Here is a 17,396-nt window from a genome sequence, read left to right as displayed (position 1 = left end):
CGGCCGTCGCCCCCACCCTTGATGACGATCCAGACCGGCCGGGCGTGACACCTCTGGCGCACCTGAGCCCTGTCGTCAAAGTCCCTCCTGGCCCGACAGGACCGCGTAGGGGTGCGGCGCGTCCTCCGGCGCGCCCAGGAAACGGCTGGTGAGGCCGGTCGCCTCGGCGAGTGCCGGGGCCCAGTCCAGGCCCGCCGCCCGCCCGGCCAGCAGGCAGCCGAACAGCACGTCGCCGGCCCCCACCGTGATCACCTGGCCGGCCAAGGAGGCAGCCGGCTGGTGGAGCGGCGGCGAGCCGTCGGCCGGCACCAGCAGGGCTCCGTCCTCGCCGAGGGTGACCAGGCAGCGCCCGCCGGGGGCGGGCAGCCGGCGGGCGGCGGCCACGAGGTCCTCCCGCGCGGTCAGCGGCCGGCCCGCCCACAGGGACAGTTCCCGCAGGTTGAGGGCGACCAGATCGGCTCCGCGGCCCTCCGGGCGCAGTTTGGACACCTCGTTGGGGTCGGCCGACAGCAGCCAGAACGGTATCCCCCGGGCCCGCGCGGTGTCGGCCAGCCAGGCCAGCGCCGGCTCTTCGGCGTCCGTACCGGCGGCCAGCACCCCGGCGTCCTCGAACAGGTCCCTGGACCGGTCGAGCAGTTGGGGCGTTATCAGGCCGAGGGCCCGCTCTCCGAGGAACCTTTTGTCGGCGACGGACCCCGCGACCAGTTCGGCGTGGAACACTGGCAGCGGCGCCCGTTCGGGCAGCCTCAGCCAGTCCACGCCATTTCCGGCCAGATGACCGCCGACCGCCGGCCCCAGCTCCCCCGAGTACGACACCGTGGCCAGGGCCGGCCGGGCGCCGCGCGCGGCCAGCGCGCAGGCGGCGTTGTTGGCCACTCCGCCCCATCGCACGGTGGCCGGGTCCTGGCCGCGGCCCAGCGGGCCCTCGTGCAGGAAGTCCAGGGTGACGGTGCCGACGAGCACCGGCCGCCCGGCCATCCGTCCGGCCGGTCGTCGGTCCACCTGTCCGGTTATTGGATCGCGCTTGATGGAAACTCACCCTTCCCTTTGAATTTCCTCACCGGGATGCCTGAAGTGTGCATACCCGCCCGGGAGTTCGGACGGAGCGTGACAATATGCGCCCACCCCCGCCCCACCCAACCCATTCGGCAAAGGAGGCCTCGGAATGGCACGCGCCGGTCATGTGGCCTCGGCGGATTCCGCCCGTCCGGCGGACGGAATTATCGCCGGGATTCTGACCTGGGCCTTTCCGCCGGCCCTCGTGGACGAGGCGGTAGCGGCCGCCGGCCGCACGGAGCAGCGCTCCCGGACGCTGTCCGCCCGGACGATGGTCTACCACGCCCTGGCGATGTGGCTGTACCCCACCGCCGGTCACGAGGAGGTGCTGCGCAGGCTCATGCGGGGGCTGTCCCGCAAGCACGGCTGGGCCCGCGGCTGGCGCATGCCCACCCCGTCGGCGCTCACCCAGGCCCGGCAGCGGCTCGGCCCGGCCCCGCTGCGGCTGCTGTTCCGTACGGTCGCCCCGCGTGCCGTTCCGCAGGCACCGCCCGGGATCCTGCGGCCGGTCACCCTCGACGCGCTCACCCTCTGTGTGCCCGACACCTCCGCCAACCGGGACCGGTTCGGCGCCGCGGTCTCCGCGGACCGGGGCATCGTCCCGCAGATGCGGCTGGTCGGGCTCGGGCACTGCGGTGCGCACGCGGTGCTCGACGCGGCCATGGGGCCGCTGTCCCTGGGTCCCGCCTGCCTGGCCGTGGAACTGCTGCCCTCGCTGGGCGAGGGGACACTGCTGCTGGCCGAGCTGGAGGCGCTGTCGGTGGACGTCTGGCGGCAGGCCGCCGCCACCGGGGCGGACCTGCTCTGGCGGGCCGGCCCGGACCGGGCCTTGCCGGTGGACGAGGTGCTGGCCGACGGCAGTTACCTCTCGCGGCTGGCCGAACCGGGCACGCCGGCCGCCGCACCGGTCCCGGTCCGCGTGATCCCGTACAGCCGCTCCGGCCGTTCGGGTCCCGCGGAGCGGCTGATCACCACGCTGCTCATGCCCGAGGAGGCGGCGGCGGCCCAGCTGATCCAGGCGCACCGCGGCCGGTGGGGGCTGGCCGACATGGTGGAGGACATCCTCACAGGCGGGGTGTCCGGGATCGAACTGCTGCGGTCCCGCGGCCCCGATCTGGTCGAGCAGGAGATATGGGCCATGCTGCTGGTCCACCACGCCGTGCACGGCCTGATCGTCGACGCCCAGGACCTGGAGTCGGCAGCCGCGGAGGAGCTGGCCGCCCTGGCCGGAACCGTACGCATGGCCCCACCGGACTGCTTGTAGGCCGCTCCAAGATCGTGTTACTTTCCGGCGAGTCTGCCCGGTCCTGCCGATGCCACGGAGCCCAACCTCCGGCCCGCAGTGCGCCGTTGCGCGGTCCCGCTCCGCCCCGTGTGCGGTGTCAGCCGCGGCCGCGTCCTCTCACCGCCCTCTCCACGATGCCCTGCCCGTCTGATCCGCCCTGTCATCGGAGGCACCACGTGAGCACGGGAATGTTCCTCGGTTACGAACTGCCCGAGGCCGGTCTTCCGGACCCCACCCGCTTTCTGCTGGACACCGCCCGGAAGGCCGAGGCCGCCGGAGTCCACCACCTCGTCCTCGGGGACCGGCCGGCCGCCGGCCCCGCCGGGCCCCGGTCCCCGGCCTCGCTGGTCGCCGTCTCCCTGCTGGCCGTCAGCACCACCCGGATCGGCCTGGTCATGACCGCTGCGCCGGCCTACCACGAGCCGTACAACCTGGCCCGGATGGTCGCCTCGGTGGACCACATCAGCCACGGCCGGGCGGGCTGGCGGGTGGTCACCGGCCCCGACGCGTCCGCCGACGCCAACCATCGCCGCGAGGGGATGGATCCGGCGGCCGACCGGGAGGCCCGGGCCCGCGAGTTCGTGCCGGTCGTCCGGGACCTGTGGGACACCTGGGAGGACGGTGCCTTCGTCCACGAGAAGGGCACCGGCCGGTTCATCGACAGCGGCCGCGTGCACGTGCTGGACCACCGCGGCACGCTGCGCGTCCGCGGGCCGCTGAACGTGGTCCGCCCGCCCCAGGGGCACCCGGTGGTGCTCGCCGACGCCACCGACCCGCTGAGCGCCGCCCACGCCGACGTGCTGACCGCCGGGAACCCGGACTCCGCGCCGACCGCGGCGGAGGCCGGCGGCCGGCCCCGGCTCGGGGTGGTGACCCCCTTCGTCGCCCCCACGGCGGAAGGCGCCCGGGAGTTGCACGCCCGGGCCGGCGCCCCGAGCTCCGACCGCGACCGCGCGGTGCTGACCGGCACCCCCGGGGAGGTCGCCGAACGGCTCGGCGCCTGGTTCGGCCGGGGCGCGGTCGACGGCTTCACCGTGCGCTTCCCGGCACCCGGCCCGCACGGCGCCGGTGCCGGTGCCGAGGGCATCGGGGAGTTCACCGCCGCCGTGCTGCCGCTGCTGACGGCCGCCGGACTGTTCCCGGCCACGTACGCCGCCGACACACTGCGCGGCCACTTCGGGCTGAGCAGGCCCGAGAACCGCCTCGCCGAGCGGATCGCCGCCGGCCCGGAAAGGGATTGAGGACATGCCCACCGACCGACAGCTCCATCTCGGCCTGATGTTCTGGGCGACCGGCACGCACGCCGCGGGCTGGCGCCACCCCGAGGCGCGCGCGGACGCCGCGTACGACATCGGCCTCATCCAGGAGGTCAGCGCGGAGGCCGAACGCGCCAAGTTCGACTTCGTGTTCCTCGGCGACCGGCTGGCCAGCGACCCGGCACTGCAGCACAGCAACCCGGCGCAGATCTCCCGGTTGGAGCCGTACGCGACGGCCACCGCGATCGCCGCCGCCACCAGCCGCATCGGGGTGGTGGTCACCGCCAATCCCACCTACTCCGACCCGTACTCCATCGCCCGGCTGCTGGCCTCCCTCGACCACGTCAGCGCCGGACGCGCCGCATGGAACCTGGTCACGGGCGCCGACGCGGCGGCCGCGTTCAACTTCGGCCGGGAGGAGCACTGGGACACCGAAAAGCGCTACGCCTGGGCGGAGGAGTGCCTCCAGGTGGTCCGCGACCTGTGGGACAGCGGGGCGGACGCAGGTCGCGGCCCCCGCCCGGTCGGCCACCGCGGCAGGTACTTCTCGGTGGACGGCCCGCTGGACGTGGCCCGTCCACCGCAGGGGCAGGTGGTGCTGTTCAACGCGGGCACCTCGGACCAGGCCCGCGAACTCAGCGCCCGCGAGGCCGACATCGTCTTCGCGGGTCCCCAGCCGGATTTCGCGCTGCGCCAGGCGTACTACGCCGACATCAAGGCGCGGGCCGCGCGCTACGGCCGGGCGGACCAGGTCGCCATCCTGCCCGGGCTGACCCCGATCGTCGCCTCGACCACCGAGGAGGCGGTCGAGCTGTACGACCTGCTCAACTCCCTGCTGGTCCTCGACCCGGAGGAGGAGCCGGGCGAGCTGGTCCGCAAGGGCGGCATCGGCGAGGGACACCGGCGCAACCTGTCCTCCGCGAGCCGGCTCTTCGGGGTGGACCTGCGCGGCAACGACCTGACCGCGGAGGTGCCGGCCGAGACCCTGGCCGCGGTCTCCGAGGAGGGTGCCCTGCGACTGGCCGAGATCAGCCGGCTGACCCGGCGCACCGCCGACGGACCGCGCCGGATCACCTACGGGGACCTGGTGCACGCCACACCGTCCGAGCTCTCGCACACGGTGGTGGGCAACCCGGAGGAGGTCGCCGACATGATCCAGGAGTGGTTCGAGGGCGGGGCCGCCGACGGGTTCAACATCTATCCGGCCTACGTGCCCGGTTCGGTGACCGCGTTCACCGAGCTGGTGGTGCCCGTGCTCCAGCGGCGCGGGCTGTACCGCAAGGACTACGACGGGAGCACCCTGCGCGAGCACCTCGGGCTGCCGGTGCCGCCGCGGCGCCCGGCCCGCTGACCCCCGTACGAAGGAAGAGGTGAACTCGTGGCCACTCTGGCCGTCGTGGGCGCCGGGACCCTGGTCTCCGGCGATCTCACGCACCCCCTGATCGAGGACGCCGACACGGTGCTGTGCGCCGACGGCGTCATCACCGCGGTCGGCCGGGCCGCCGACCTGGCCGCGCGGGTGGCCGCGGCGGACCGGGTCCTGGACGCGGCGGGGGCCACCGTGGCCCCCGGCCTCATCGACTCGCACGGGCACGTCACCTTCGGCGACTACTCGCCGCGGCAGAAGGCGGTGGACTACCTGGAGGGGTACGTCCACGGCGGGATCACCCGGACCGTCTCCGCGGGCGAGGTGCACGTGCCGGGCCGACCCCGCGACCGGGAGGGCGTCAAGGCGCTCGCCGTCGCGGCCCGGGCCAGCTTCGAGTCGTACCGGCCCGGCGGCATGCGGGTGCACGCGGGCAACGTGCTGCTCGAACCCTCCCTGACCGAAGAGGACTTCGCCTACCTCGCCCGCTGCGGTGTGTGGCTGGCCAAGTTCGGTTTCGGCGCGTACGCGAAGGCGGTCGACGGCGTCGAGCAGATCCGCTGGGCGAGGGCCCACGGCCTGGTGGTGATGTGCCACGCGGGAGGCGCCAGCGCGGCCGGTTCGGCCTCGTTGCGCGCCGACGACCTGCTGGCCCTGGACCCGGACGTGTGCGGGCACACCAACGGCGGGCCGACCGCGCTGCCCGACGCCGATGTGGACCGCCTGCTGGCGGAGAGCACGATGGCTCTGCAGCTCGTCCAGGCGGGCAACCTGCGGGCGGCACTGCGGATCGTGGACCGGGCACTGGAGGAGGACGCCCTGGCGCGGATCGTGGTGGGCTCGGACACCCCCTCGGGGTTCGGGGTGATGCCGCTGGCCGTGCTGAAGACGCTGGTGGAGCTGTCCGCGCTGAGCCCGCTGGCCCCCGCCCGGGCCTGGGCGCTGGCCACCGGCAACGTGGCGGACGTCTGGGGGCTGCCGGCCGGGAGGATCCGGGTGGGAGCCGAGGCCGATCTGGTGCTCATGGACGCGCCGAAGGGCTCGGTGGCCGGTACGGCGCTGGAGGCCATGTCCATCGGTGACGTGCCCGGCATCTCGGCGGTCGTGACGGACGGCGTGCCGCGTTTCCTGGCCAGCCGGAACACGCCGCGGGCCACGCGCCCGGCGACGCTGGAGCGGTAGCGGGGGCGGACCGCCCGACGGGGCCCGCCGGTGCCTGGCACCGGCGGGCCCCGTCGCACGTCACGTCGTGCGGGCGCTGAAGCGCTCGGGCCGGAAGGCCGCCGCCAGTGCGGAGGGCCGTCCGAGCACCTCGCCGGCGACGATCTCCCCCAGTACGGGGGCGAGGGTCAGCCCGCTGTGCGTGACCACCACGTAGAGCGAGGCCGCCCCCGGCACGGGACCGAGGACGCTCATGCCGTCCGCCGGCATCGGCCGGACGCCGACGTACGCCGACTCCACGCAGACCCGGGCCCCGGCCCCGGGCAGGACCGCGTCCAGCCGGGCCAGCACCCGCTCGGCCGCCCGCGCCGCCTGCCCGGCCGGGTCCGGGTGGCCGGGGTCCAGCTCATGGTCCACGTCGTGGCAGTGCAGGACCAGCCGGCCGCCGCTGTGCGGACGCACGCTCAGCCCCGGGGCGTGCAGGACCCGTTCCACCCGGGCGCCGGCCACCGGTGAGGTGCGCACCAGCAGGCCCATGGTGACCGTGCCCTCGTCCCCGGGCTCCACCAGCGGGACCTCCGCCCCGGCATGGGCCAGCAGGTCGCGGGTGCCCCGGCCGGCGCAGCTGATGACCGCATCCGCCTCGATCCGCGCGCCGGAGGCCAGGACCACCCCGCGGACCGGGTCGGCGCCGAGGAGGCCGGTGACCGGGTCGCCGGTGCGGATCTCCACGCCGTGCGCGCGGCAGCTCTCCTGGACGGCGGCGAGGAAGCGGTCGCTGACCACGTGGGCGTCGGCCGGGTAGTGGTGGAGCGGGCCGTGTACGCCGTCCAGCGCCAGCCCCGGCTGGAGCTCGGCCAGCGCCCGCCCGGGCTCGTACTCCTCCACGGGGTAGCCGCGGGCGCGGTAGCCGGCGGCGGTCCGGGCCAGGCGCTCGGCGCCAGCCGCCGTGTCGGCCCAGTGGAGGTTGCCGGTCCGGAAGAACCAGGGTGCACCGCCGGTGCGGGCGGCGAGGTGTTCGTGGGCGCGCAGGCCCTCGGCGGAGAGGGCGAAGTAGGCGTCGGAGCCGTTGTCCACCGCGTTGACCCAGCCGAAGCCGTGGGCGGAGAGCCCGCGGGCGGGGTCCTGGCCGTCCACCAGGACCACGGAGACCCCTTGTTCGGCCAGGTTCAGGGCCACACAGCTGCCGATGGAGCCGGCGCCGACCACGACCGCCTTCACCGCCGCGGTGCCGGCCGTGCTCGCGGACGCGTTCCCACCCGTGTTCCCGGCCGTGTTCCCGGCCGTGTTCCCACCCGTTTTCCCGACCGCGTTCACCGGTCCGCCTCGCCGAGGCTGATGCCGCACAGGTAGCCGCCTACCAGCGCGGGGCCGAGGGTGCCGCCGGAGCCGGGGTAGCCCGGGCCCATGGGCGTGGCCGCGACGTTGCCGCACGCGTACAGGCCGGGCACCGGGGTGTCGTCGGGGCGCAGGACCCGGCCGCCCCGGTCGGTGACCGCCCCGCCCTTGGTGCCGAGCATGCCGGGCCGGACCTGGACGGCGTAGAACGGAGCCTGCTCCAGCGGGCCCAGGCAGGGGTTGGGGCCGTGCCGGTCGTCCCCGTAGTAGCGGTCGTGGCTGGTGGCGCCGCGGCCGAACTCGGGGTCCTCACCGAGGACCGCGTGCCGGTTGAAGGCGGTGAGGGTGGCGGTGAGGCCGGCCTCGTCCACGCCCAGCCGGTGGGCCAGCTCGGTGGGCGAGTCCGCGCGGACGAACCAGTCGGGGACCGGGTCGGCCGGCTGGACGGAGGCGATCGGATAGCGGCGGCGGAACGCCTCGTCGAAGAGGAGCCAGGCGGGCGCGTTCGGGTAGTCGTGGGTCGTGGGGTCGAAGGCGAAGAAGGCCTTGGTGATGTCGTTGTAGTTGACGGCCTCGTTGACGAACCTGCGGCCCCGCCGGTTGACGATCACCGATCCGGGCAGGCAGCGCTCGCCCACCAGGTGCCGGGAGAGCGGGGCCCCGTCGTACTCCTCCCCCGGTGCGCCCACCACGGGCACCCACCAGGCCTGGGACATGCCGGCCAGGGAAGCGCCGACGGCCATGGCCATGTGCAGCCCGTCGCCGTGGTTCCACGGCGGGCTGACCGGACGGGTGTCCGCCACACCCAGGTACGCCTGCTTGAGCCGCTCGTTCCATTCGTAGCCGCCGCTGGCCAGGACCACCCCGGCGCGCGCCCGGTGGAAGACCGGGCCGTCGGCGGTCTCGGCGCGGACCCCGGTGACCCGGCCGTCCTCGACGAGCAGTTCGCGGACCCGGACGCCGCTGGCGAACCGTACGCCGCGCTCGTCGCAGGCCGCGACCAGGCCCGCCACCAGGGCGGCACCGACGGTCAGTACGCCCTCGGCCTTGCGGCGGGCGACCAGCCGGTGGTCGTACAGCTCCGGGGAGCGCCAGCGGTGCCGCTCGTCGTAGGTGACGGCGTCGAAGTGCTCGCCGCACCGGATCCGCTCGACCAGGCCGGGGCGGTCGGCGGTCGGGAAGGGCACGTTGTCCAGGGTGCGGCCGACGTCCCGGGCGCCCGGCCAGTCGCAGTGGTAGTCGGGCCGGTCGATGGGGAAGAACCGGACCGGGGTCTTCGCGTGCAGGTAGTCCACCATCTCGGGCGCGGTGGCGACGTACTGCTCCAGCCGCCACCGTTCGACGGTGCCCTCGGTGACCAGTTCGAGGTAGCGCAGGGCGTCCTCGGCGGAGTCGGACATGCCGTGCTCGCGCATCACGGAGCTGTTGGGCACCCAGACCATGCCGCCCGACACGGCGGTGGTGCCGCCCAGGACGGGGGTGCGTTCGAGGACGAGGACGCGTCGTCCGCCGTCGGCGGCCCGGCAGGCCGCGAGCAGTCCGGCTCCGCCGGAGCCGATCACTATCGTGTCGAAATCGCTGTCGTGCACGGAAGCCTGTTCCTCTTCCTGTGTTCCTCGGGACGCTGGGACGGGAGCGGACGCGCTCAGAGCAGTCGGCCGGGCTTGTAGTCCACCGCGTCCGGGTAGCGGGCCGCGACCTCGCCGATCTGCGCCACCACCGTCGTGACCTGGTCGGCGGCCGCGCCGGTGAAGCCGATCCGGTCGGCCAGGAGTTCGTCGAGCTGCGCCCGGTCGAGCGGGAAGCGCTCGTCGGCGGCGAGCCGGTCCAGCAGCAGGTTGTCCGCGCCGTCCGCCCGCATGGCGAGGGCGGAGCCGACCGCGTGCTCCTTGATGACTTCGTGGGCGCTCTCGCGTCCCACCCCCAGCCGGACCGCCGCCATCAGCATCTTGGTGGTGGCCAGGAAGGGCAGGTACCGCTCCAGCTCGGATTCGATCACGGACGGGAACACCTCGAACTCGTCCAGTACGGTCAGCAGGGTCTCCAGCATCCCGTCCAGGGCGAAGAAGGCGTCGGGCAGCGCGACCCGGCGGACCACCGAGCAGGACACGTCGCCCTCGTTCCACTGGTCGCCGGACAGCTCGGCGGCCATCGAGGCGAAGCCGCGCAGGACGATCATCAGACCGTTGATCCGCTCGCAGGAGCGGGAGTTCATCTTGTGCGGCATGGCGGAGGAGCCGACCTGGCCCTCGGCGAATCCCTCACTGACCAGTTCGTCGCCGGCCATCAGGCGGATCGAGCGGGCCAGCGAGGAGGGGCCCGCGGCCAGCTGCACCAGCAAGCTCAGCACCTCGTGGTCGAGGGAGCGCGGGTAGACCTGGCCCACGCTGGTGAAGCGGTGGGTGAAGCCGAGGTGGGCGGCGATCCGGTCCTCCAGCCCGGCGAGTGCGGCCCGGTCGCCGCCGAGCAGGTCCAGCATGTCCTGGGCGGTGCCCATCGGGCCCTTGATGCCGCGCATCGGATAGCGGGCGATCAGCTCCTCCAGCCTCCGGAAGGCTCCCAGCACCTCCTCCGCCACGGTGGCGAACCGCTTGCCGAGGGTGGTGCTCTGGGCGGCCACGTTGTGCGAGCGGCCGGCCATCACCAGGCCGGAGTGCTCCTGCGCCAGCCGGCCGAGCCGGGCGAGCAGCGCCACGCAGCGGTCGCGGACCAGGACCAGGCTGTCGCGGACCTGGAGCTGCTCGACGTTCTCGGTCAGGTCGCGGGAGGTCATGCCCTTGTGGATGTGCTCGTGGCCGGCGAGGGCGTTGAACTCCTCGATGCGGGCCTTGACGTCGTGCCGGGTGACCTGCTCGCGCCGGGCGATGGAGTCCAGGTCGATGGTGTCCAGGACCCGCTCGTAGTCGGGTATCACCCGGTCAGGGACGTCGATGCCGAGGTCGCGCTGGGCGGTCAGCACGGCCAGCCACAGCCGGCGTTCGAGCAGGATCTTGTGCTCGTGGGACCAGAGTCCGGTCATCTCCCGGGAGGCGTAGCGGGCGGCAAGGACGTCGGGGATGTTGGCGTTCATCGCACTCTTTCCGAAGCTCAGGACGGGCACGTGGTGCTGATTCCGTTGTTGTTGGCCTTGGTGAACCAGAAGTCCCTGATCAGGCCGCGGCGGTGGAGGTCCTCGGCCCAGGCGGCGGCCTCGTCGGTCCGCCGGGTGAAGGCGAAGCAGGCCGGGCCGGTCACGCTGAGCGCGATCGCGTCCACGGCGGGCGCCGCGCGCCCGGCCTCCAGCACGCTGGTGACGGCCTCGCTCTGGAAGGCGATCTGCGCCTGCTTGAAGTGGCCGGTGAAGGTGATCTCGTTCACGGCGGCGCAGAACGCCTCGTAGTCCTGTTCCAGCACGGCCGGGGCCAGGCCCATGAAGACGAGGTGGGAGGTGCGCCACGACTCCTCCGGCGGGATCGGGGTGACCCGCTGGAACCAGTCGAGTTCCTCCTGGCCGCCCAGGTGGCGGCCGTGGGTGAGCAGGACGAGCACCGGCCAGTCGGGGAAGTCGAGCCGCACCACCGGCCGGGGCGGGGCGACGTCCTGCGCGAACCGGCTGGGCCGCAGGTAGGTGTGCGGGGCCCCGGCGAACTGCGGCGGGTTGCGGTGCCCGCCGTCCACCAGGAATCCGCCGTGCTCGGCGAGCCCGGTGCTGGCCCCCGAGGTACGGCCGCGGCCCAGGGTGCGGGCGAGTTCCCGCAAGTCGGCCTCCTGGCCGCAGAGCCGCCCGTAAGCGTGGCCGATGGCGAGCAGGGTGCTGGTCTTCGAACCGAAGCCGCTGTGCTGGGGCAGTGGCCGGGTGACGGTCACCCGGACCGGCGGCCCGTCCCACAGCTTGCGCAGCGTCTCGACGGCCCGGGTCACCTCGCGGGTGGTCTCCTCGGCGGTACCGGTGACCTCGGTGACCCCGTCGGCGGCGGGCCGCACCTCGGCGGTGAGTCCGGGCCGGTCCACGGCCATGGCGGCGATGCCGTTGCGCCGCATCGAGGTGGCGTCGAGGCTGATCAGGGTGAAGCTCAGGCGGGCCGGGGCGGACACGCGTACGGCCGTCCCGTGTTCGGTGGGCGGTTCCAGCGCCACGGCGGTATCTCCTCGTCGGTGGTCGGTCAGAGCCCGGTCCGGTCGCCCAGGGCGGCGCCGGTGACCTCTCGGAACTCCCGTACGGCGGCGGACAGGCGGGCGCGCGCGGCGGCGTCCGGGCCGCTCCCGCCGGCCGGGCCGCTCACGCCGGCCGGGCCGGTCCACAGCGCGGTCAGCGCGGCGTAGACCTCGGAGGTCGCCGCCACCGCGGCGGCGTCCAGCGGCTCCGGACGAGGCCACCGGTCGCGGGGCAGGCCGTCCCTGATGTGCTGCTGGACGCGCTCGCGCAGGCCGGGGTGGAGGTAGCGCAGGAGTTCCTTGCAGACCGGTGCGCCGTCGTAGTAGAAGCGGTTCTCGTCGGGGGTGCCCGCGTGGTCGATGACGATCGGCTCGCCGTCCGCGCCGAAGCCGTACTCGGCCTTCCCGTCGACGAGTTCCAGGCCGAGGGCAGCGCAGTGGGCGGTGAGCACCGGGGCGAGCTGCCGGGTGAGCTTCTCGATCCGGGCGATGTCCTCCATCGGGATCCGGCCGACGGCCGCGGCCTCCTCGCGGGTGACGAAGCGGTCGGTCTCCTCGAACTTGGTGGTGAACTCGACCATGACCTCGGCCAGCCACGGGGAGCCGGGCTCGCGTCGCTCCGGCACCAGGGCGGCGTCGAGGCGGCCCGCCGCGACCCGGCGGTGCACCGAGGACTCCCGGGGCAGCGCGTTGCGGTAGACGACCTGGAGGGGGATCATCCCGCCCGGACCGGTCCGGGGCCGGGTGCCCTCGAAGTCGATGTCGAGGAGTTCGATCCGGATGGCGTTGTCGGAGACCTGCTCCACGAAGTGCGTGCCGATTCCGGCCTCGCGCATGAGGCCGAAGGACCGGACGGCCATGGCGCAGGAGGCCTTGCCCTTGCCGGGGATCTCATCGGGCATGACACCGAAGTCGAAGACGGAGTAGCGGTCCGTGAAGGTCAGGATGCCGTCGCCGGGCCGACCGTCGCGGGATGGGGTCAGTGTGTACAGATCCTTGGTGGACCAGCGCTTCATCGGCTCTTCTCTTCCTGGGGTGCGCCTGTGCGGGGAGCCTGCGGCGGCGAGGTGCTCACCCGGAGTTGAAGACGATCGAGGCTGCCCGGATGTGACAGCCGGCCGGCCCACGGCGCCGCCAGTCAGCCGCAGTCAGCCGCAGTCGGGAACGAACCCGAACACGCGTCCGTACAGCTCCAGTTCGATGTGCAGGGTGCGGGCCACCGTCTCGGCCTTCCGGAAGCCGTGCCCCTCCCCCTCGAAGGCCTCGTACGCGTGGTCCACGTCGCAGCCCGCCAGCCGCTCCAGCAGCCGCTCGGCCTGGCTCGGCGGGCAGATCGCGTCCTGGGTCCCCTGGAAGAGCACGAAGGGGGCCCGGATGCCGGTGGCTCCGTGCACCGGTGAGCGGCGGGCGTACTCCTCGCGGCTCTCCGGCCAGGGCCCGATCAGCGTCTCGGCGTACCGGGATTCGAAGTCGTGCGTGGTGCGCCGCCAGGTGTCCGCGTCCAGCACGGGGAAGTGGATGGCCGCGGCGCGGTACAAGTCCGGTTCGGCGATCAGCGAGGCGGCGGCGGTCCAGCCTCCCGCGCTCGCGCCCCGGATCGCGAGGCGGCGCGGGTCGGCGAGCCCTTCGGCGACCAGCCCACGGGCGGCCGTGGCGCAGTCCCGTACGTCCACCACGCCCCAGCCGCCGCGCAGCCGGTCCCGGTACTCCCGCCCGTAGCCGGTGGAGCCGCCGTACTGGACGTCCAGGATCCCGATGCCCCGGCTGGTGAAGTAGGCGATGTGCGGGTGCGGGGTCATGTGGGTGCGGTTGGTGGGGCCACCGTGCACCAGCACCACGTAGGGCGGGAGTTCGCCGTCCGGGCCCCGGTGGCGGGGGTGGTGGGGCGGGTAGACGTGGGCGTGCACCTCCTCGCCGCCGGGGCCGTGGTAGGTCCGCCGGAAAGGGGTGGGCCAGAGTTCGGCGTGCTCGCGGGAGGGCGGGCGCAGGACCTCCACCCGGCCGTCCTCGTCCTGCGGGTCCAGCAGCACCACCGTCGGCCGGTGTGCGGGGCCGGCCGCGACCGCGGCGATCCGCCGCCCGTCGGTGGCCGGCGAGTGCCACTCGGTGTACGGCCCGTCCGGGTCGAGTTCGCTCTGCTCGCCGTCGGGGGTGAGGAGGGCGGGACGGCGGCCGCCGGTGCCGTGCAGCACGGCCAGGCTGCCGTCGCGCAGCGGCAGGAACCAGCGGGAGCCGACGCGCCAGAGGGCTTCCGCGTACTCCCGCGGCGCGGGGCGCAGGGGGCGGGCCCGGCCGTCCGGCCCGATCTCGTGCAGGTTCCACCAGCCATCGGGGTCGGTGACGGCGAACAGCCGTTCCGTGCCGTCGGCGGCCCACTCCGCCTGGGCGACCGACTGGCCGGGGCCGCCAGCCACCCGGACCGCGGGCCCGAGCGAGCCCTCGGCGGAGATCTCGGCGACCATGAGGTCCGTACGGTCCCAGGGCATGTCCGGATGGTCCCAGCCCAGCCAGGCGACCCGGTCCCCGCGGGGCGCGATCCGCGGGCCGGTCAGGAACCGGTGCCCGGCGGCCAGCACCCGCACCGCCTCCGGGTCCTCGGCGGCGCTGCCGTCCAGCGGCAGGGCCACCAGCTCGCGGCGCACGTCGCGGGCGGCGCCGGGACCGGTGCCCGGCAGGGTCTCCCGTACGCACCACAGCTCCGCGCCCCGGACCGCGAAGTCCCCGTAACGGTGGACCCCGCCGGGCCCGGCGGGCGGGCTGAGCGGCACGGCCTGGATGCCGGGCTTCCACCGGTGGACGCGCTGGTCGGCCCAGTGGGTGAAGACGATGCCGTCGCCGGGCAGGCCGGACAGCGGCAGCCAGGGGCGGGCCCCGTACTCGTTGAACCGGCTCCGCACGTCCCAGCCGGCCGGCAGCACCTCCTGAGGGGCGCCGTCCGGCCCCCGCCGCATCAGGGCGTTGCGGCCGCCGTCGTGGGCCAGCGGCTCCGTCCACCACACCTCGTCGCCGACGAAGGCCGGCCACTCGGGCAGGGCGGCTCCGCGGGCCACGTCGCGGGCGCCGATCGCCGACCGCCAGGCTCCGTAGGGCGCTTCCTCCCGGGCGTCGGGCACGCTCTCCTCAGCTGGCACCGTCTTCTGAGCAGGCACGGTCTTCTCAGCAGGCACGGTCTTCTCACTCCTTGTGGGTCCACGGGCGCCGGCAAGCAGCAGTCCGACCAGTGCGCCGACCGCGTCCTCGTCGTTCGAGGGCAGGACGAGGTCCGCGGCGCGCCGCACTTCTTCGGGTGCGTTCGCGGGGGCGGCCCCCACTCCGGCCAGCCTCAGCATGGACAGGTCGTTGAGCCCGTCCCCGACGGCCACCGCCTCGGCCGGGTCCACACCGAGCTCGGCGCAGAGCCACCGCAGGGCCTCGGACTTGCCGGTGCCGGGCGGGACCAGCTCGACGAACTCACCGCCCGAGGCGGTGGCCACCGCGCCCGGGCCGACCGCGCGCTGGACCTCGGCCACGACGGCCGGACCGCAGTGGGTTCCGGTGTGGACGAGCAACTTCGGCACCCGGTCCGGCAGGCCACGCAGGTCGGGCACATCTGCGGAGGGGCAGTGGGTGACGTGCTTCCAGTGCGTGGTGGCGTCGCGTGGGAAGGGGTCGAGGGTGACCGTACGGTCCACCAGGTCCAGCGCACAGGACCAGTGCGGCGAGGCCGCGTGGACGGCGTCGAGGATCCGTACGACCCGGCCGGGGGCGAAGCCGAGCACCCGGCGGGGCCGGGCGGCGCCGGGCGGGTGGATCACCGCCCCGTTGCTGTACGCCCAGTAGGCCGAGTCCGGTATCCGGCTGGTCACCGCGGCGGCCACATCACGGCCCGGCCGGGCGGTGATGACGGCGAGGGCGAGTCCGGCGTCGCGGGCCCGGAACAGCGCGGCGGAAACCGGTGCGGTGATCCGGCCGCGCGAGTCCAGCAGGGTTCCGTCGAGGTCGCAGGCGAGCAGCCGGGGCCGGCGGCCGCCGCCCGGTGCCGGGTTCACCTGCCCGCCGGCGCGGTGGCGGCCCGGTGCGCCGAGGTCTTGCGCAGCCGGTGGCACAGCAGCAGGAAGCCGACTCCGAGCAGGGCGCAGAGCGCGGTCGAACCGGCCGCCGGTCCCGGACCGCCCGTTTCCAGGACCAGCCCGGCGAGCGCGGAGCCGAGGGCCGTTCCCGTGGTGAGCAAGGTGATCAGCCAGGCGAAGGCCTCGGTGACGGTGCCCTGGGGTGCGAGGGCGTCCACCAGGGTGAAGGACACCACCAGCAGGGGCGACAGGAAGAACCCGGTGGACAGGCAGACCAGGGCCATCGGTACCGGCGGGGCCATCAGGGCCACCAGCGCGTAGGTGACGGTGAGGCCGGCGCCGAAGATCACCGCCTGGGCGGTCGGCGCCAGGCTCCACCGACCGCGCCCGTACACCACGGCGCCGGCGAGCGCCCCGCACGCGGACAGCGCGAGCAGGGTCCCGGCCCCGCCGGGGAGCGGGTGCCGTTCGGCGTAGGCCACGGCAACGATGTTCAGGCCGCCGATGGCCGCCCCGGCTCCGGCGAGCCCGAGGAAGAGCAGGACCAGCGCGCGGCTGCGCAGCGGGCCGAGCCACTCGCCGGTGCCGGGGGTCCCCCGCCATTGCCGGGAGGGTCGCGAGGTCGCCATCACGAGGGCCCCGCCGAGGCAGAGGGCGGCGGACAGCACCACAGCGGCCTCGGGCGGGCCGAGGGCCACGGTGCCGGAGACGAGCAGCGGGCCTCCGATGAAGACCAGTTCCTGGGCGGCGGCGTCCAAGGAGTAGGCCCGCTGGAGATTCTCCTGGCCGACGAGGACCGGCCACAGCGCGCGCAGGCAGGGTTCCAGGGGCGGGGTGGCCGCCCCGGCCAGGACGGCGCCGGCGAGTACCACGGGCCGGGAGGACGGCGCGAGGGCGATCAGCAGGGTGCCGCAGCTGGACAGCACGGCGCTGACGACGAGGACGTACGTCTGCCCCCAGCGGTCCACCATGCGGCCGAGCGCCGGTCCCCCGACGGCTCCTGCCACGGCGAACACCGCCGTGGCCACGCCGACGAAGCGGAAGTCCGCGTCGTGGGCGCGCAGGGTGAGGGTCATGGCGAGGGCCGTCATGGCGGTGGGCAGCCGTCCGATCAGCGCGCCGCCGAGGGCGTGCGGAACGGACGGCCGGCGCAGAAGTGCCGCGTAACTCACGTGCTGTTCTCCTGGTCGGGGTTTCCCGCTCGGGGGATCACCGGGCGGGGATCACCGGTCGGGGGACTACCGGTCGGCGGACTCCGGGGACTGCCGGACGGGGACGTGCCGGACCGGGAACCGCCGGTCGCAGACCTGGCTGAGGAACCGCAGCGAGAGGCCCGTCACTGCCTCGCGGCGGACCCGCAGTTCGATCTCCGCCAGGCCCGACCGGTACCGCTCGGCCCGGTCCCCGCTGAGCGGGATCCAGAGCCAGCCGCTGTCGAGCCAGGCGAAGCCCACGTTTTCCTCGCCGCGGGCGGTGGGGATGGCCGGGGCGACGCCTTCCGGAATGTCCGGCACGTCCACCCTGCACACTCCGCCGTCGGGAGCGAAGCCCACCGAGGCCGTCGCCCGGAAGCCTATGGGGGTGTCGCCGGCCGGTCCGGACGGCGGGAACCGGACATCCGCGGGGTCCCCGGTGGGGGACCGTGCAGCCTCCAGTGCTCCGGATTCCGCATTCCATTCGGTGATGAAGCTCTGTGGCGCCATCTCAACGCTCCCTTCGGGGTCATCAGGGGACCTAGGGGGTGTTTCTCG

At 74.4% G+C, this 17,396-nt stretch carries 13 protein-coding genes; 4 read left to right on the top strand and 9 right to left on the bottom strand.

Translation table 11 applies throughout. The features are described from left to right. Nucleotides 1-75: 75 nt before the first annotated feature. Nucleotides 76-1,002, bottom strand: coding sequence for a PfkB family carbohydrate kinase (locus tag ACWDX7_RS14255; RefSeq protein WP_451489635.1), 927 nt, complete (start codon nt 1,000-1,002; stop codon nt 76-78). Nucleotides 1,003-1,165: 163 nt separating this feature from the next. Between ACWDX7_RS14255 and ACWDX7_RS14250 the strand changes: the two genes are divergently transcribed. The 4 genes from ACWDX7_RS14250 (at nt 1,166) to ACWDX7_RS14235 (ending at nt 6,145) form a co-directional block, all read left to right on the top strand. Then, on the top strand, nt 1,166-2,320 hold the full coding sequence (locus ACWDX7_RS14250) for a transposase domain-containing protein (RefSeq protein ID WP_451489636.1): 1,155 nt from the start codon (nt 1,166-1,168) through the stop codon (nt 2,318-2,320). A gap of 197 nt (nt 2,321-2,517) precedes the next feature. Further along, nucleotides 2,518-3,582, top strand: coding sequence for an LLM class flavin-dependent oxidoreductase (locus tag ACWDX7_RS14245; protein ID WP_451489637.1), 1,065 nt, complete (start codon nt 2,518-2,520; stop codon nt 3,580-3,582). 4 nt (nt 3,583-3,586) lie between these two features. Next, entirely contained in the window at nt 3,587-4,948 is a 1,362-nt protein-coding gene (locus ACWDX7_RS14240) for an LLM class flavin-dependent oxidoreductase (RefSeq protein ID WP_451489638.1), read from the top strand. Nucleotides 4,949-4,975: 27 nt separating this feature from the next. After that, on the top strand, nt 4,976-6,145 hold the full coding sequence (locus ACWDX7_RS14235) for an amidohydrolase family protein (RefSeq protein ID WP_451489639.1): 1,170 nt from the start codon (nt 4,976-4,978) through the stop codon (nt 6,143-6,145). Between the two features lie 60 nt (nt 6,146-6,205). Here the strand turns inward: ACWDX7_RS14235 and ACWDX7_RS14230 are convergent, their stop codons facing one another. The 8 genes from ACWDX7_RS14230 to ACWDX7_RS14195 form a co-directional block, all read right to left on the bottom strand. Next, a complete protein-coding gene (locus ACWDX7_RS14230) occupies nt 6,206-7,441 on the bottom strand; it encodes an NAD(P)/FAD-dependent oxidoreductase (protein ID WP_451489640.1) in 1,236 nt (411 codons plus the stop codon). After that, nucleotides 7,438-9,051 (bottom strand): FAD-dependent oxidoreductase, encoded by a 1,614-nt coding sequence (locus ACWDX7_RS14225; RefSeq protein WP_451489641.1) that lies wholly within the window; start codon nt 9,049-9,051, stop codon nt 7,438-7,440. The genes ACWDX7_RS14230 and ACWDX7_RS14225 overlap by 4 nt, the downstream gene beginning before the upstream one ends. 56 nt (nt 9,052-9,107) lie before the next feature. After that, nucleotides 9,108-10,532, bottom strand: coding sequence for an adenylosuccinate lyase (gene purB, locus ACWDX7_RS14220; RefSeq protein WP_451489642.1), 1,425 nt, complete (start codon nt 10,530-10,532; stop codon nt 9,108-9,110). 17 nt (nt 10,533-10,549) lie between these two features. Beyond that, on the bottom strand, nt 10,550-11,578 hold the full coding sequence (locus ACWDX7_RS14215) for a beta-ribofuranosylaminobenzene 5'-phosphate synthase family protein (protein ID WP_451489643.1): 1,029 nt from the start codon (nt 11,576-11,578) through the stop codon (nt 10,550-10,552). Nucleotides 11,579-11,604: 26 nt separating this feature from the next. Continuing rightward, nucleotides 11,605-12,612 (bottom strand): phosphoribosylaminoimidazolesuccinocarboxamide synthase, encoded by a 1,008-nt coding sequence (locus ACWDX7_RS14210; RefSeq protein WP_451489644.1) that lies wholly within the window; start codon nt 12,610-12,612, stop codon nt 11,605-11,607. Nucleotides 12,613-12,744: 132 nt separating this feature from the next. Continuing rightward, the gene (locus tag ACWDX7_RS14205) at nt 12,745-15,624 is read right to left on the bottom strand and encodes an HAD-IIB family hydrolase (protein WP_451489645.1); all 2,880 of its coding nucleotides are present in this window, start codon (nt 15,622-15,624) and stop codon (nt 12,745-12,747) included. Beyond that, nucleotides 15,621-16,817, bottom strand: a complete 1,197-nt coding sequence (locus ACWDX7_RS14200) for an MFS transporter (RefSeq protein ID WP_451489646.1) — start codon at nt 16,815-16,817, stop codon at nt 15,621-15,623. The genes ACWDX7_RS14205 and ACWDX7_RS14200 overlap by 4 nt, the downstream gene beginning before the upstream one ends. A gap of 66 nt (nt 16,818-16,883) precedes the next feature. Continuing rightward, nucleotides 16,884-17,348: a hypothetical protein gene (locus tag ACWDX7_RS14195; protein WP_451489647.1), complete on the bottom strand. Its 465-nt coding sequence runs from the start codon at nt 17,346-17,348 to the stop codon at nt 16,884-16,886. Nucleotides 17,349-17,396: the final 48 nt, after the last annotated feature.

It is taken from the genome of Streptomyces sp. NPDC003034, assembly GCF_053591375.1.
The sequence above is the reverse complement of the archived record's forward strand: the minus strand, read 5'-3'. Positions and strand labels throughout refer to the sequence as shown.

Bases quoted from the DNA above. Each gene is read 5' to 3' on its own strand.
- ACWDX7_RS14210 (WP_451489644.1), bottom strand. From the start codon at position 12,612: ATGAAGCGCTGGTCCACCAAGGATCTGTACACACTGACCCCATCCCGC.
- ACWDX7_RS14195 (WP_451489647.1), bottom strand. From the start codon at position 17,348: ATGGCGCCACAGAGCTTCATCACCGAATGGAATGCGGAATCCGGAGCA.
- ACWDX7_RS14250 (WP_451489636.1), top strand. From the start codon at position 1,166: ATGGCACGCGCCGGTCATGTGGCCTCGGCGGATTCCGCCCGTCCGGCG.
- ACWDX7_RS14240 (WP_451489638.1), top strand. From the start codon at position 3,587: ATGCCCACCGACCGACAGCTCCATCTCGGCCTGATGTTCTGGGCGACC.
- purB (WP_451489642.1), bottom strand. From the start codon at position 10,532: ATGAACGCCAACATCCCCGACGTCCTTGCCGCCCGCTACGCCTCCCGG.